The sequence below is a fragment of the Pseudomonas sp. MF6776 genome, assembly GCF_016613125.1.
Taxonomy (GTDB): Bacteria; Pseudomonadota; Gammaproteobacteria; order Pseudomonadales; family Pseudomonadaceae; genus Aquipseudomonas; species Aquipseudomonas iridis.
Window position 1 is genome coordinate 19,634 of record NZ_JAENSQ010000008.1, and the last position, 15,496, is coordinate 35,129.

13 protein-coding genes and 3 pseudogenes are annotated in these 15,496 nt (G+C 59.2%); 9 read left to right on the plus strand and 7 right to left on the minus strand.

The features are described 5' to 3' along the window. Positions 1 to 11 precede the first annotated feature (11 nt). From JJD74_RS31410 to JJD74_RS11375, 3 genes and pseudogenes are all read right to left on the minus strand, one after another. Positions 12 to 1,085, minus strand: a pseudogene (locus JJD74_RS31410) (HAMP domain-containing protein); the annotation flags it as partial. Between the two features lie 99 nt (positions 1,086 to 1,184). Next, the gene (locus JJD74_RS11370) at positions 1,185 to 1,487 is read right to left on the minus strand and encodes a cell division protein ZapA (RefSeq protein ID WP_047299440.1); all 303 of its coding nucleotides are present in this window, start codon (positions 1,485 to 1,487) and stop codon (positions 1,185 to 1,187) included. Then, entirely contained in the window at positions 1,484 to 1,714 is a 231-nt protein-coding gene (locus JJD74_RS11375) for a hypothetical protein (protein WP_042557307.1), read from the minus strand. The genes JJD74_RS11370 and JJD74_RS11375 overlap by 4 nt, the downstream gene beginning before the upstream one ends. A 342-nt stretch (positions 1,715 to 2,056) precedes the next feature. On the opposite strand from JJD74_RS11375, the pseudogene JJD74_RS31415 reads away from it, so the two are divergent. The 5 genes and pseudogenes from JJD74_RS31415 to selO form a co-directional block, all read left to right on the plus strand. Next, positions 2,057 to 2,713: pseudogene (locus JJD74_RS31415) on the plus strand (MCP four helix bundle domain-containing protein); the annotation flags it as partial. 303 nt (positions 2,714 to 3,016) lie between these two features. Then, positions 3,017 to 3,616: pseudogene (locus tag JJD74_RS31420) on the plus strand (methyl-accepting chemotaxis protein); the annotation flags it as partial. A 198-nt stretch (positions 3,617 to 3,814) separates the two neighbouring features. Continuing rightward, positions 3,815 to 5,557: a potassium/proton antiporter gene (locus JJD74_RS11385; protein WP_042557305.1), complete on the plus strand. Its 1,743-nt coding sequence runs from the start codon at positions 3,815 to 3,817 to the stop codon at positions 5,555 to 5,557. 34 nt (positions 5,558 to 5,591) lie between these two features. Continuing rightward, a complete protein-coding gene (gene mscK, locus JJD74_RS11390; protein WP_042557304.1) occupies positions 5,592 to 8,969 on the plus strand; it encodes a mechanosensitive channel MscK in 3,378 nt (1,125 codons plus the stop codon). A 48-nt stretch (positions 8,970 to 9,017) separates the two neighbouring features. After that, entirely contained in the window at positions 9,018 to 10,481 is a 1,464-nt protein-coding gene (gene selO / locus JJD74_RS11395; RefSeq protein WP_200613862.1) for a protein adenylyltransferase SelO, read from the plus strand. A 125-nt stretch (positions 10,482 to 10,606) separates the two neighbouring features. Here selO and JJD74_RS11400 read toward each other — a convergent pair whose 3' ends face one another. The 3 genes from JJD74_RS11400 to JJD74_RS11410 all read right to left on the minus strand — a co-directional run bounded on the left by JJD74_RS11400 (position 10,607) and on the right by JJD74_RS11410 (position 11,857). Continuing rightward, positions 10,607 to 11,062 (minus strand): hypothetical protein, encoded by a 456-nt coding sequence (locus JJD74_RS11400; RefSeq protein ID WP_200613865.1) that lies wholly within the window; start codon positions 11,060 to 11,062, stop codon positions 10,607 to 10,609. A 100-nt stretch (positions 11,063 to 11,162) separates the two neighbouring features. Continuing rightward, positions 11,163 to 11,564, minus strand: coding sequence for a helix-turn-helix domain-containing protein (locus JJD74_RS11405; protein ID WP_042557300.1), 402 nt, complete (start codon positions 11,562 to 11,564; stop codon positions 11,163 to 11,165). A gap of 2 nt (positions 11,565 to 11,566) precedes the next feature. Next, the gene (locus tag JJD74_RS11410; protein ID WP_200613868.1) at positions 11,567 to 11,857 is read right to left on the minus strand and encodes a type II toxin-antitoxin system HigB family toxin; all 291 of its coding nucleotides are present in this window, start codon (positions 11,855 to 11,857) and stop codon (positions 11,567 to 11,569) included. A 194-nt stretch (positions 11,858 to 12,051) separates the two neighbouring features. Here JJD74_RS11410 and trxC point away from each other — a divergent pair, with 194 nt between their 5' ends. Then, positions 12,052 to 12,486, plus strand: a complete 435-nt coding sequence (gene trxC / locus JJD74_RS11415; RefSeq protein ID WP_200613870.1) for a thioredoxin TrxC — start codon at positions 12,052 to 12,054, stop codon at positions 12,484 to 12,486. A gap of 129 nt (positions 12,487 to 12,615) precedes the next feature. Here the strand turns inward: trxC and JJD74_RS11420 are convergent, their stop codons facing one another. Next, the gene (locus tag JJD74_RS11420; protein WP_042557297.1) at positions 12,616 to 13,386 is read right to left on the minus strand and encodes a ParA family protein; all 771 of its coding nucleotides are present in this window, start codon (positions 13,384 to 13,386) and stop codon (positions 12,616 to 12,618) included. A 355-nt stretch (positions 13,387 to 13,741) separates the two neighbouring features. Between JJD74_RS11420 and JJD74_RS11425 the strand changes: the two genes are divergently transcribed. Genes JJD74_RS11425 through JJD74_RS11435 form a run of 3 tightly spaced genes read left to right on the plus strand, consistent with a single transcriptional unit; the run spans position 13,742 to position 15,493 of the window. Then, positions 13,742 to 14,467, plus strand: coding sequence for a beta-ketoacyl synthase chain length factor (locus tag JJD74_RS11425; RefSeq protein ID WP_042557296.1), 726 nt, complete (start codon positions 13,742 to 13,744; stop codon positions 14,465 to 14,467). Then, positions 14,443 to 15,252: a lysophospholipid acyltransferase family protein gene (locus JJD74_RS11430; RefSeq protein WP_042557295.1), complete on the plus strand. Its 810-nt coding sequence runs from the start codon at positions 14,443 to 14,445 to the stop codon at positions 15,250 to 15,252. The genes JJD74_RS11425 and JJD74_RS11430 overlap by 25 nt, the downstream gene beginning before the upstream one ends. Next, positions 15,233 to 15,493 (plus strand): phosphopantetheine-binding protein, encoded by a 261-nt coding sequence (locus JJD74_RS11435; RefSeq protein ID WP_047299425.1) that lies wholly within the window; start codon positions 15,233 to 15,235, stop codon positions 15,491 to 15,493. Before JJD74_RS11430 ends, JJD74_RS11435 begins: the two co-directional genes overlap by 20 nt. The last annotated feature ends 3 nt before the right edge of the window (positions 15,494 to 15,496 follow it).

The window sequence follows — 15,496 nt, forward strand, 5'->3', positions numbered from 1 at the left end:
TGACTGTCGAGGAAGCGATTGAAGCCGCGCGCCAGGTCACCCAACTCGTCTGCACGACTGGAATCTAACCGATGGGTCAAATCCCCCCCACCGCTACCGATTGCCACCAACGCGGCTGTTACCTGACGGATCGGCCGCACCAGCCCCTGCGCCAGCCACACCACCAGCAGCAGGCATACCAGCGCCACTGCCAGACCGATTGCGCCGCTCATCCACATCGCCTTGCGGGCTTCGGCGTAGATCTGCGATTGCGGCACTTCGGCCACCAGCGTCCAGCCGAGATCGCGTAACGGCAGGCTGAAAGCGAGGAAATCCTCGCCGTCGCGCTGAAATGAGCGATTCGTCGCCACTTTCTGGCCCATGACCGCTTGCGCCGCTTCGGCGCCGATCTGCTCGTTCAAGGTGCGTTTACCACTGAACTGCGCTTCAGGATGAACCTGGATCAAACCGTCGGAACGCACGAGATAGACCTTGCCGCGCTCACCAAAGCTGAAATTATGGATCAGCTCCGACAGCTCTTTCATGCTCAACCCAAGGCCCGCCACACCGACGACTTTGCCAGCCTGTTCGACCTTCAAATCGATGAACAGCGCCAGCTCTCCCGTCGCCACATCGTTGTCGATATTGAGGGTGCGCGGCTGATCGCTGTCGAGGAAGGAGTAAAACCAGGCGTCGGCCGGTTTGGTACGGCTGAGCGTGCGATCCAGGCCTTTTTCGCTGATGTAGTGATTGGATTCAGTGCCGATGATCAAAGCAGTAAATGCTTTATGTTCGGCGCGGATGCCTTCCAGATACTGCGCGAAGCCGGCCGTTTTGCTGCTGTCTTCACCGGCGGCCAGCCAGTCGCGCACCATCGAATTGCTAGCGATATCTTTCGCGGCGGTCAGCGGTTGTATGAGGATGCGTTCGATATCGTTGCGCGTCGCTTCAATGCTCGACGGCAGCGCTTGTTCGACCAGATAGCTCTGGGCGAGGCGGTTGACCACCAGGGTATAAATGCCAACCACGATCAGGATGCTGACCAGCAGGGCGGTGCCCATACTGAGAATCAGCTGCCATTGAATACTGCGTCGCCACAAATGCATGGAGCACCCCCAAAGAATAAGTGGCCGAAACAATGCAACAGCCGTGCCGATTGTATACAACTCAATCGACAATCTATTCTTTGGTTGTGCGCAACCCCATCAACCCTGATTGATGGTCTTGGCGATGGTGTCGACCGTGGCGCTGACTTGCTCTTGATAACGGTCGAGTTCTTGCTGGTGCTGTTTCTTCATTTCGATCTGCTGCGAGCACAGATTCATTGCCGCCAGCACCAGCAGGCGGTCGCCGATCAGCGTCGGGTATTTCCTTTTGGTGTCCGCCAACGCGGCCTTGAGCATGAGTGCGGCGTCCAGCAGGGTCTGTTCTTCCCCGGCTGGCGCCTTGATCGAATAGTCCTCCCCAAGAATGGAGACAACTTTTACCCCTGCTGTGTGGTGGCTCATGCGCTGACAGGACCTGCGTTGACGCGATCAACCAGGGCTTGAATGCGCGCGGCGGTGGCGCCGTGTTTTTCTTCCTGTTCCATCAGGTTCAGTTGCAGGCTTTCGTTTTCATCCTTGGCCTGGGCCAGTTCCGTGGACAGGGTCTGGTTGGTTTGCGAAAGGGTCTGGTTCTGTTGCACCAGGTCGCTGACGAGCTGTTCCAACTGGCTGAGGGATGCTTCCAACATTTTGATCTTCCAAGCGTTTTTCAAAGGGCGCGTACGATAAAGAAAAGTCGTCGTGGACGCTAGGTTTAAACCGGCGCAAAGCCTTGATTTTCCTGACGGCCGACCGTTCTCGCGAGTTTAAAAGACTGTGATCTGCCAATCTGGTTCCTGCACTTCGTCGCTCAATGCGGGGTGCGACAAATACGCACATGAACTAAAGAGTTCATTTGCCTGACCGATAAGCCATGCATTAGCAGTCTCAGCCCGCATGGATGCGGCCCTTTTCGGTATCCGCCCATGTCCCTCCGCAATATGAATATCGCCCCCCGGGCGTTCACTGGTTTCGCCCTGATCGGCGGCCTGATGTTGATTCTCGGTGTGTTCGCCCTGAACCAGATGGACAAAATCCGCGCGGCAGGCGAAGACATCGCCACCGAGAGCGTGCCATCGATCAAGGCCCTGGACGAATTCACTCAACTGACGCTTCGTCTTCGGGTGCTGTCGTATCGCTTGCTGATCAACCGTGAACCGGACGTCCAGCAAAAAACCTTCGAGCTCTTCGAACTGCGCAACAAGCAGATCGCCGACGCGCAACGCGCCTATGAGCCAATGATCGACGGCCCACAGGAACGCTCGGCTTACGACCAGTACGTGCAATTGCTCGCGCAGTACCGCCAGTTGGAAGACAGGATGAAAACCCTGTCGCGCAACAACCAGATCGATGAACTGCGGCAGATGCTCAATAGCGACTTGCTGAGCAATTCGGAAGCGGTGAATGCCGCGTTGGCGCGCTTGCTGGAAATCAACACCCAGCAAATCGCCGAAACTGATAAAGATGCGTCTGACCAGTACTCCATGTCGTTCAACCTGGTGGTCACTCTGCTGATCATTGCCAGCGGCCTGACTGTGCTGTTCGCCTGGTTGCTGACCAACAGCATCACCAAGCCAATCTCCAAAGCACTGGAAGCGGCAGAGACCATCGCCGAAGGCAATCTGACGCAGCCGATCCACGTCGACGGCAGCGACGAAGCCGGACGCCTGCTGGCGGCGATGGCCAAGATGCAATCGAAGCTGCGTGACACCCTGCAGCGGATTTCCGGTTCGGCCACGCAACTTGCTTCGGCCGCAGAAGAACTCAACAGCGTCACCGACGAAAGCGCGCGCGGCCTGACTCAGCAGAACAACGAAATCGAACAGGCGGCTACGGCGGTCAACGAGATGACCAGCGCGGTCGAAGAAGTCGCCCGCAACGCGGTAAGCACCTCGGAAGCCTCGAAGAACGCCACCACGTCAGCAGGCGACGGCCGTGATCTGGTGCAGGAAACGGTCAGCGCCATCGAACGCATGAGCGCCGACGTGCAGAGCACGGCGAGCCTGATCGGTGATCTGGCCAATGAGTCCCGTGACATCGGCAAGGTGCTGGACGTGATTCGTGGCCTGGCTGATCAGACCAACCTGCTGGCGCTGAACGCCGCGATTGAAGCCGCGCGTGCCGGTGAGGCCGGTCGTGGTTTTGCGGTGGTCGCGGACGAAGTGCGTGCCTTGGCCCATCGCACTCAGCAGTCGACCAGCGAAATCGAGCGCATGATCGGCAGCATTCAGAGCGGCACCGAACACGCTGTGGATTCGATGCGCAACAGTACTGAGCGTGCTGAGTCGACGCTGAACATCGCCCGTGGTGCCGGGATGTCGCTGGACACCATCAACACCGCCATCGTCGAGATCAACGAGCGCAACCTGGTGATCGCCAGCGCCGCTGAAGAACAGGCGCAGGTGGCGCGGGAAGTCGACCGTAATCTGGTGAACATCCGCGATCTGTCGGTGCAATCGGCGACCGGCGCGAATCAGACCAGTGCGGCGAGTAACGAGCTGTCGCGGCTGGCGCTGGATCTGAACAATATGGTTGGGCGGTTCAGCCTTTGATCGACAAGAGCAAAGATCGCAGCCTTCGGCAGCTCCTACATGGGATTGATGTACACCCTGTAGGAGCTGCCGCAGGCTGCGATCTTTTGATCTACCAAAAACCTTTTTGACATCACCACATTTCAACAGGTTAGAATCGCTGGCACGCAGACTGCATGGTCAGTTTGCGCCCGTCTTTACGCTTCTGGAGTACTGCCTTTGAATGCGACGACCATCAACAGCCTGTTCTTGATCGGCGCGTTGCTGGTAGGCGCAAGCATTCTTGTCAGCTCACTCTCTTCCCGGCTCGGCATTCCGATTCTGGTCATTATTCTCGCGGTCGGCATGGCCGCCGGGGTCGATGGCGGCGGGATCATTTTCGACAATTACCCCACGGCTTATCTGGTCGGCAACCTCGCGCTGGCGGTGATCCTGCTCGACGGCGGCTTGCGCACGCGGGTATCAAGTTTTCGCGTGGCGTTGTGGCCGGCGCTGTCGTTGGCGACGGTCGGAGTCTTGATCACCACCGGACTGACCGGCATGGCAGCGGCCTGGTTGTTCGACCTGAACCTGATCCAGGGCCTGCTGATCGGCGCCATCGTCGGCTCCACCGACGCCGCGGCGGTGTTCTCGCTCCTCGGCGGCAAGGGCCTGAACGAACGGGTGAGCGCCAGCCTGGAAATCGAATCCGGCAGCAACGACCCGATGGCGGTGTTCCTCACCGTGACCCTGATCGACATGCTCGCCAGCGGCCAGACCGGTTTGCACTGGAGCCTGTTGACCCACCTGATCCGCGAGTTCGGTATCGGTGGCATGGTCGGGCTCGGCGGTGGCTGGTTGATGTTGCAAATGGTCAACCGGATCAACCTCGCCGCCGGCCTGTATCCGATTCTGGTGATCGCTGGCGGTCTGGTGGTGTTTGCCCTGACCAACGCCTTGCACGGCAGCGGTTTCCTCGCGGTGTACCTGTGTGGCCTGGTGATCGGCAACCGCCCGGTGCGCAGCCGTCACGGCATCCTGCACATGCTCGATGGCATGGCGTGGCTGGCGCAGATCGGCATGTTCCTGGTGCTGGGGCTGCTGGTCACGCCGCACGATTTGCTGCCCATCGCCCTGCCCGCCCTCGGCCTGGCGCTGTGGATGATTCTGTTTGCGCGGCCGTTGTCGGTGATGGTCGGCCTGCTGCCGTTCAAGGCGTTCCATGGCCGCGAGAAAGTCTTTATTTCCTGGGTTGGCCTGCGCGGCGCGGTTCCGATCATTCTTGCGGTGTTCCCGCTGATGGCCGGGCTGCCGAACGCGCAGCTGTACTTCAACCTCGCCTTCTTCATCGTGTTGGTGTCACTGCTGGTGCAGGGCACAAGCCTGCCGTGGGTCGCCAAACTGCTGAAGGTCACCGTACCTCCGGAGCCTGCGCCGATTTCGCGATCCGCACTGGAAGTGCACATCACCAGCGAGTGGGAGCTGTTCGTTTATAAGCTCGGCGCGGAGAAATGGTGCATCGGTTCGCCCCTGCGCGAGCTGAAAATGCCCGAAGGCACACGCATCGCCGCGCTGTTTCGTGGCCAGCAACTGCTCCATCCGTCGGGTAGTACGGTGCTGGAAGTCGATGATTTGCTGTGTGTTATCGGCCATGAACACAACTTGCCGGCGCTCGGAAAACTGTTCAGCCAGGCGCCACAACGTGGCCTCGACCTGCGTTTCTTCGGCGACTTCGTGCTCGAAGGAGACGCCCAGCTTAAAGCGGTTGCCGCGCTTTATGGCTTGCCGGCCGAAGGTATCGATCCGGACATGACCCTGGGCACCTTCATTGCCCACAAGGTTGGGGGCGCGCCGATCGTGGGTGACCAGGTGGAGTGGAACAACACCCATTGGACGGTGGCGGTCATGGACGGGAACAAGATTGCTAAAGTGGGCGTCAGATTCCCCGAAGGAAGTCGCCCGGGCCCCGGACTCTTCCTCTAAACTGCGTCCACTATCACTTGCTTGACCGGTCTCTATGCCTACCCTGCGCTCCTTTTTCGTCGCGGCCCTTCTGGGCCTGAGTCTTACTGTCGGCCCGCTGTACGCCGCCGAACCACCGTCGAGCCAATCCGTGCAGGCCAGCCTCGACAAGCTCGCCGACAGTAAACTGCCGGATGCCGATAAAAAGACTCTGCAAACTGTCCTGCAGAACACCCTCAATCATCTGAACAATCAGCGTGATTACGAACAGAAGCTGATCGATCTCAAGCAGCAATTGGCCTCCGCGCCCCGGCAGACCATCGAGAGCACCCGCGAACTGACGCGTCTCAAGGCCACTGCGGTGGTGCCGGTGACCCAGCGTTTCCCCAAGGAGTCGATCCAGCAGCTGGAGCAAATCCTGACGGATCGCTCGACCCAGCAAAGTGATCTGCAAAAAGCCCTGGCCGAGGCCAACAGCCTGATCATCACCGCGCAGACTCGTCCCGAGCGGGCTCAGGCAGAAATTTCCGCCAGCCAGACGCGCATTCAGCAGATCAACAACATCCTCAAGTCCGGCAAGGAAGCGGGCAAGACCGTCAGCGCCGAGCAGCGCGACCAGTTGAATGCCGAGCTGGCGGCGCTGAACGCGCTGATACCGTTGCGCCGCCAGGAACTGGCCGGCAATAACCAGTTGCAGGATCTGGGCAACGCTCAACATGACCTGCTGTCCGAAAAATCCGACCGCCTCGACCGCGAGATCCAGGAACTGCAGACCCTGATCAACCAGAAGCGTCTGGCGCAGTCTCAGGAAACCGTCACCCAGCAATCGATCGAGGCACAGAAGGCCGGCAGCAGCAGCCTGCTCGCCACTGAAAGCGCCGCCAACCTCAAACTCTCGGACTACCTGCTCAAGAGTACCGATCGTCTCAACGAAGTCACTCAGCAGAACCTGCTAACCAAACAGCAACTCGACACTCTGACCCAGAGCGACTCCGCCCTCGACGAGCAGATTGCCGTGCTCAAGGGCAGCCTGCTGCTGTCGAAGATTCTCTACAAACAGAAACAGGCTCTGCCTCGCCTGAAGGTCGACCGTGATCTGGCGGATCAGATCGCCGACATCCGCCTGTATCAGTTTGATGTCAGCCAGCAGCGTGAACTGCTGAGCAATCCGGCGTCCTATGTGGACAACCTGCTGACTACCCAGCCGCCGGAAGAGATTACGCCGCAGCTGCGCAAAAGCCTCCTTGACCTGGCCAACACGCGCGCCGACCTGCTGGAGCGGCTCAACCGCGAATTGAGCGCGATGCTCAACGAATCGATCACCCTGCAACTCAACCAGAAGCAACTGCTGAGCACCGCGCAAAGCCTGCGCGCGACCCTCGACGAGCAGATGTTCTGGATTCCCAGCAACAAGCCGCTGGATCTGGAGTGGATGCGCGGCGTGCCGGATCGCCTCAAGCGTCAGGTCGATACGTTGCCGTGGGCTTCCAGCCTGAGCGAGTTGACCGACGGGCTGACCCAGCGACCGTTGCTGTTCCTGCCGCTGGCGCTGCTGATCGGCGCGTTGCTGTGGCGGCGCAAGAGTCTGTATGGGCGCCTGAACAAGGTTCACCAGGACATCGGCCACTTCAAACGCGACAGCCAGTGGCACACGCCGCAGGCGATCCTGATCAATATTCTGCTGGCGATGCCGGTGGCGCTGGGACTGGGCCTGTGCGGTCTGGCCTTGCAGATCGACGCCCGCGGACAGAACGCCAACATGGGCGCGGCGCTGCTGCAAATGGGTCAGGCATGGCTGGTGTTCTACACCGCCTACCGGATTCTGGCGCCGGGCGGCGTGGCCGAATTGCACTTCCGCTGGGAAAAACCCCAGGTCGAATTCCTGCAAGGCTGGGTGCGTCGACTCGGCCTGGTGGTCATGGCACTGGTGGCAGTGGTCGCGGTCGCGGAATTGCAGCCAGCGGCGCTGGCCGACGACGTCCTCGGCATGCCGGTGGTGCTGACCTGCTACGCGTTGATGGCATGGCTGCTCAGCCGTCTGCTGATCAGCAGCCCTACCCACCAAAACACCTCGCTGTTCCGCAAGGCTCTTGGCGTGATGTTTACCCTGCTGCCAATCGCGTTGTTCGTAGCCGTTTGCTTTGGTTACTACTACACCGCGCTGAAACTCAGCGATCGCTTGATCAACACGCTCTATCTATTGATGTTCTGGCTGGTGATCGAAGCCACCTTCGTTCGCGGCCTCAGCGTTGCCGCACGGCGTCTGGCTTACCAGCGTGCCCTGGCCAAGCGCCAGGCCGCGAAAGAGGCCGGCGAAGGCGAAGCCGTCATTGAAGAGCCGACGCTGGACATCGAAAAGGTCAACGAACAGTCCCTGCGCCTGATCCGTCTGGCCCTGCTCGGCGGTTTCATCGCGGCGCTGTACTGGGTCTGGTCGGACCTGATCTCGGTGTTCTCGTACCTCGACAACATCACCCTTTACGAATACACCAGTGGCACCGGCGCCAACATGAGCATGGTGCCGATCAGCATCGGCGACATGCTTGGCGCGCTGATCATCATTGGCATCACCTTTGCCCTGGCGCGCAACTTGCCCGGCCTGCTCGAAGTGTTCGTGCTGTCAAAACTCAATCTGGCGCAGGGCAGTGCTTACGCGACCACGACACTGCTGTCCTACGTGATCGCTGGCATCGGCTTCGTCACGACCCTGTCGACCCTCGGCGTGAGTTGGGACAAGTTGCAATGGCTGGTGGCGGCGCTGTCGGTCGGCCTCGGTTTCGGTATGCAGGAGATCTTCGCCAACTTCATCTCCGGCATCATGATTCTGTTCGAACGCCCGGTGCGGATCGGCGACACCATCACCATCGGCAACCTGTCGGGCACGGTGAGCAAGATCCGCATCCGCGCCACGACTATTACCGACTTCGACCGCAAGGACATCATTGTCCCGAACAAGACGTTCATCACCGGGCAACTGATCAACTGGTCGCTGACCGACACCGTCACCCGAGTCACGCTCAAACTCGGTGTCGACTACGGTTCCGATCTCGATCTGGTCAAAGAGCTGCTCCTCAAGGCCGCCCGGGAAAACCCGCGCGTGCTCAAGGAGCCGGAACCGCTCGTGTACTTCCTCAACTTCGGCGAAAGCACCCTCGACCACGAACTGCGCATGCACGTACGCGATCTGGGTGACCGCAACCCCGTGCTTGATGAGGTCAACCGCTTTATCAACCGCGAGTTCAAGAAGCAGCACATCAACATCTCGTTCCGCCAGATGGAGGTTTACCTGAAGAACCTGCATGGCCAGGAATACAAGTTGGTGCCCATCGAAGCGGAGACCAAAACCATCGTGCCGGTTGGCGCCGAGCAAAAACCGCTGCAAGATTCGCCACAAGAGCCTTTGCAAGAGCCGCCACCGACCAAACTCGACTAACCCGGTTAATCCCAGCAGAATGCTCGGACATTCTGCTGGAGCCGGCCCTTGAAAGCCCTCGACGAACTGACCTTCGACAATCGTTTCGCCCGCCTTGGCGATGCATTCTCCGCCCACGTGCTGCCCGAGCCGATCGACAACCCTCGTCTGGTCGTCGCAAGTCCCGCAGCGCTCGCCCTGCTGGATCTAGAGCCGGCCACCGCCGAAACGCAAGAGTTTGCCGAACTGTTCGGCGGCCACAAGCTGTGGGCCGATGCCGAACCGCGAGCGATGGTGTACTCCGGGCATCAGTTCGGCGGCTACACGCCGCAACTGGGTGATGGTCGCGGCTTATTGCTCGGCGAGGTCTACAACGCGGCCGGCGAGCACTGGGACTTGCACCTCAAGGGCGCCGGGCAGACGCCGTTTTCGCGCATGGGCGATGGTCGCGCCGTGCTGCGTTCGTCGATCCGTGAATTCCTCGCTTCCGAAGCGCTGCACGCGCTGAACATTCCGTCCTCGCGAGCAGCCTGCGTGATCGGCTCCGACACCCCGGTCTGGCGCGAAAAGCAGGAACGCGCCGCGATGGTGCTGCGTCTGGCGCCAGGCCATATCCGCTTTGGCCACTTCGAATATTTCTATTACACCAAGCGTCCCGAGGAGCAGAAGTTGCTCGGCGAGCATGTGCTGGCGATGCATTTTCCGCAATGCCTGGAGCAACCCGAACCGTACCTGGCGATGTTCCGCGAGGTCGTCGAACGCAACGCCGAACTGATCGCCAAATGGCAGGCCTACGGGTTCTGCCACGGCGTAATGAACACCGACAACATGTCGATCCTGGGCATCACCTTCGACTTTGGCCCGTTCGCCTTTCTTGATGACTTCGACGCCAACTTCATCTGCAACCACTCGGACGACCAGGGCCGGTATTCCTTCAGCAATCAAGTGCCTATCGGCCAATGGAACCTCAGTGCCCTGGCCCAGGCATTGACGCCGTTCATCAGCGTTGAAGCCCTGCGCGAAACACTTGGCTTGTATTTGCCATTGTTCCAGGCGCACTACCTCGACCTGATGCGCCGTCGTTTCGGGTTCACCACTGCTGAGGATGACGATCAATTGCTGCTGGAAAACCTGCTGCAACTGATGCAGAACAGCGGCGTCGACTACACGCTATTCTTCCGCCGGCTCGGTGATCAATCCGCAGAACTGGCCGTTGCTCAATTGCGTGACGACTTCGTCGACATCCAAGGCTTCGACGCCTGGGGCGAACGCTATGTGGCGCGGGTTGCCCGTGATGGCGCGCTCGATCAAGAGCAACGCCGCACGCGCATGCACGCGGTCAATCCGCTGTACATCCTGCGTAATTATCTGGCGCAAAAAGCGATTGATGCGGCGGAACAAGGGGACTATTCAGAGGTTCGCCGGTTGTATGCGGTGTTGAGCAAGCCATTCGACGAACAACCGGGGATGGAAAGCTATGCCGAGCGCCCGCCCGAGTGGGGCAAGCATCTGGAGATCAGTTGTTCGTCGTGATGGCATCAAACTGGCCAGGCGCAAATTGGAGCGCCGGCGCTGCCAATTGGTGCGGGCAGAGCGAGCGTTCAGGTCTGTGCGGCCGCGAATCTCAATCGCGGTCGCAGGGCCTCGCCAGCGTTGAGTTACGCAGCTTGCGTCTGCGCAGAAGGCCGCTTGCCTTGCTTGAATAGCACGAAGTCGCGCTCTTCGCTGTCCGTTGCGGCGCTCTTGAGCAGGAACCCGATCACTAGCCCGCCGCCAAACAATACCCCCGAGAATCCCGGGAAAGGCGGTTTGGCAAAGAACATGAAATAGAGCGTCGCGAGCAGGCTGATCAAGAAATACGGCCCCAGAATCAACAACGCCAACTTACCGATACGGGTGGCCGTATGCAGTTTTTTGTCCAGCACCTGACGGTCGGCTTCATCAAGCAATAGATCCGAGCTGCACTGATAACAGTTGATGGGTTGCAACCGAACCAGTTCGAACGCTTGGTGATACGTCGGTTTGAGCGTGTAGTTGCAATGCCCGCAACTCATGCTCGCGTCCTTGTAAGGCGTGGAGTCGGTAGGCACAGCGGCCTCTTGGGTGTGGCTCATGACAGTTAATTCCCTTTAGTTGACAGCTACGGCTGAAAAAGCCGCGCGACATGCTAGCAGAGTGCGACTGTCATGGCGTTGCATGGTCTTGCCGTGCCCTTCAGATAAATACATCTACCGGCAGCTTGAAGTAATCAGCCAACCAGCGGACCTGGCGCAAGTTGAGCTGGCGCTTGCCGCTCAGGATCTCCGAAATGACTGACTGAGGGCCAACACCGGGCAAGTCGCTCTGGGTCAAGCCATGTTCGCGCATCAGATATCCCAGCACTTCATAACCGGGCGGTTTGGGCATTGGATGATGCGTGTGATCCCACTCTTCGATCCAGTCCCCGATAATATCCACCAGGCTCATCAAAGGATGGGACTCATCATCGCCGGTCATTTCGAGTAACTCGTCGAGCGCTTGAACCAGTCTGTCGTAATCGCCTTCGTTTTTCGGCTTGCGCAGCAATGGCGAGACGAACTCCCAGTGCTCGGCGGCTTTTTTGATCAGAACACTCATGCCTATGCCTCCTTCCATTTACCGCGATCGTATTCGCGATGATCCAACACATGCTTGATGTACAACTTTTGCGGCCGATATCTGACATAGGCGATCAACCTCAGCTTATTACCGCCAATATCGAAAACATGAAATTCACCCACCTTGTCGATAGCCGGAAACAGCGCCTTCATCGCGGCAAAATCTAACGGTTTGCTGCCTTTCGCCACTTCAAGCCAGTGATCCAGTGCGGTGGCTGCATTAGGCCATCTGGCCTTCGCTTCTCGTATTCGTTTTGCAGTGATGACATGCATGCAACATCCTTATCGCATTCTGCTATAGAAAGTTAATCACAGACCGAAATTATCGCAAGTTGCGATACTACCGAGCAGACCAACGGACCCGCTCGGTGTGCTCCAGCCTAGGTGCAGCCTTGAAGCCTGCACGATTGAAAATATGAGCAAACGTCTCCAACTTACGCTTATCAGCTCTTCATCGGACTTTGCTCATGACCACCCCACTGCTCATCCCCTGCCCCACCTGCAACGGCCTCAACCGCATTCCCGCCGAGCGCCTCGCTGACCAGCCGAAGTGCGGTCGCTGCAAATCCGCGGTGCTGCTGAACAAACCCTTCGAACTCAAGCAAGGCGATTACGCCAGCCAGATCAAGGGTGATCTGCCGTTGTTGGTGGACGTGTGGGCGGACTGGTGCGGGCCGTGCAAGTCGTTTGCGCCGATATTCGAGCAGGCGGCTGCGCAGTTGGCGGGCAAGTGCCGGCTGGCCAAGCTTGATAGCGAGGCGAATCAGCAGTTATCGGCGCAGTTGGGGATTCGCTCGATTCCGAGTCTGATTCTGTTCAAGAACGGTCGGGAGGTGGCGCGCCAGAGCGGGGCGTTTCCGTTACCGCAGTTGATGGCGTGGCTGCGTAGTCAGGGCATCTGACACACCCTGAAAACTCTGTGGGAGCAGGCTTGCCAGCGATGACACTGGATCAGGCACTTCAGATGCTGAACGTGCCGGCCTCATCGCGGGCAAGCCCGCTCCCACAGGTTTTGTGGGAGCTTCGAGAAGTCACGCGTCTTCGAGCAGGTTGTGCAACTCGACAAACTGCTGGGTCAGCTTGTGCCGCGGATCCAGGTGGATCAGCGGCATGCTGGCCTGATGCGATTCACGCATGCGCACTGAACTGGTCAGATACACCGGCAATACCGGCAAACCTTCGGCAATCAGCTCATCGAGAATCTGCTGCGGCAGGCTGGCCCGCGCCTGGAACTGGTTGACCACGATGCCTTCGATTTCCAGCCCTTCGTTGTGGTCTTCCTTCAATTCTGCAATTTCCGCCATCAACCCGTACAAGGCCTGACGCGAGAAGCTGTCGCAATCGAAGGGAATCAGCACGCGATCTGCCGCAATCAGCGCTGATACCGCATAAAAATTCAGCGCTGGGGGTGTATCGAGATAAATCCGGTCGTAATCTTCGGACAATTCATCGAGCAATTTGCGCAGCTTGTTGATCTTGTGCTTCGCCTCAAGCTTCGGCTGAAGATCGGCCAGCTCGGCGGTAGCAGTGATGATATGCAGGTTGTCGAACGGGGTTTCGTAGATATCCGCCTGATTCTTCTTCGAGAACGGCCCTGAAGACAGCGTTTGTTTGAAGAAATCGGCAATGCCCATCGGGATATCGTTGCCGGTGAGCCCCGTCAGATATTGAGTGGAGTTGGCCTGAGCATCCAGATCGACCAACAGTGTGCGATAACCCTCACTGGCGCTGACCGCTGCCAGATTGCAGGCAATGCTGGATTTGCCTACGCCACCTTTCTGATTGAACACCACGCGCCGCATGACAAAACCTCCGTGTATCAAAGAATGACCGAGTGTAGATGCGCGCCGCCTCGCTTCGCTACCTTCGCGGACATGGACTACAGGTCAGGTGCAATTTTCCGCGTGCAGGACCAGTAAAAACCACCAGCAATCGCCGAGATGGCCGACAGACAAGCCGCCGACAATCTGGATAATGGCCAAGTGACAGTTTTACCGCGAACCATTCGGTACATTTCACTGCACAAAATGTAACCAGCATTTGCTACACACCCGTGTCACCGGGATAATGCGCGCCACCCGGCGCCAAGCGCCACGTCAAGCCTGCTGCGGCTTTGGCGACTCACGCCTCAACAAAAAGCCCGCAGGGGCGGGATGAATGTCCGTGATCAACTTCAACATCGCCCAGTGGCGCGCGTGGGCCCCGGGGCTCGATAGCGTGGACGCATGGCAAGCCTGGAGCCGACAACCGGTCGTGCTCCAGAGCAGTGATGCCGCGCCCGATGTATCGTTCTTGCCGGCCATGCAACGCCGCCGCCTCAGCCGACTGGCCAGAATGGCTTTCAGTGTCGGCTGGCCACTGGCCGACGGACGGGAAAACCTGCCGCTGGTGTTCGTCTCGCGACACGGCGAGACCCCGCGCACTTACGAGATCCTCAGCGACCTTGCCAAAGACGAACCGCTGTCGCCGACGCAATTCAGCCTCTCGGTGCACAACGCGATCATCGGCCTATGGTCGATCATGCGCGGCGAAACCAGCGAAATGACCGCCCTCGCCGCCGCTGGCGACGGTCTCGAACACGGCATGCTCGAAGCCGCAGCCCTGCTCAATGAAGGCGCTCCGGCGGTGTTGCTGGTGATTACCGAAGAACAGCCGCCCGCAGCCTATTCGGCGTGGATCGACGATGTGCCGTTTCCTTACGCGCTGGGTCTGTTGCTCACTCCCGGTACCGACTGGCGGCTGACCCTGAACAGCACCACCGAAGCACGGTCCAAAGCGCACTGGCCACACGCGCTCAACTTGCTACGCACCCTGCTCGGCCAGCAGCCCCTTTGCCAACATGCCTGGAAAAATCGTGTATGGACCTGGCAACGCAACCCGTGACCGAGAAGAACCGCGACGCTTACTACTGGCGTCTGCTGGCCACCGCGGCGAGTTTCGCGCTGTTCGGGCTGGGCGGGCTGTGCCTGCGCGTGCTGGTTTTCCCGGTGCTCGGCTGTCTGCCCGGTGATGCCCTGAAGCACCGTCAGCGTGCGCGGCAGACAGTCAGTCGGCTGTTCTGGTTTTTTGTCCGATTCATGGCTCGCACCGGCGTATTGACCTACGACATTCAGGGCGCTGAGCGTCTCGGTCGTCCAGGACAGATGATCATCGCCAATCATCCGTCGTTGATCGATGTGGTGTTCCTGATCGGTCTGGTGCGCCAGGCCAACTGCGTGGTGAAGAAAAGCCTGTGGGAAAACCCCTTCACCCGTGGCCCGCTGCGCAGCACCGAATACATCAGCAACGACGGCAGCATGGACATGCTCGATGCGGCGGCCGAGTCCCTGCAAAACGGCCAGACCCTGATCATTTTCCCTGAAGGCACCCGTACTCAACCGGGCCAGGCACCAGCCTTTCATCGGGGGGCTGCGGCGATTGCCCTGCGGGGTGCGAAAATCCTTACGCCGGTGGTTATCAAGGTCAACCCGACCACCCTGACCAAAGCCGAGCCCTGGTATCGGATCCCCAGCCGCCGCGTGCACTTCAGTTTTCGTGTCGGGGCCGATATAGATCCACAGGCATTCGCAGCACAAGGCCCGGCACCGCAGGCCTCGCGCAAGCTCAACGACTATTTGCATTCTTACTTCATCAAGGAGCTCGCCGAAGATGAGCGATCTACACCGTGAGATTAAATTGCTGATCATCGACGCCCTCGGCCTCGAAGACATCAGCGTCGACGACATCGGCGACGATCAAACATTGTTCGGCGAAGGCCTGGGCCTGGATTCTGTCGACGCACTGGAACTGGGTCTGGCGATCCAGAAAAAGTACGGCATCAAGATCGACGCCGACGCCAAAGACACCCGCAACCATTTCTCCAACGTGGCGAGCCTTGCGGCCTTCGTCATGGCAAAACAGGCAGCTTGAGAC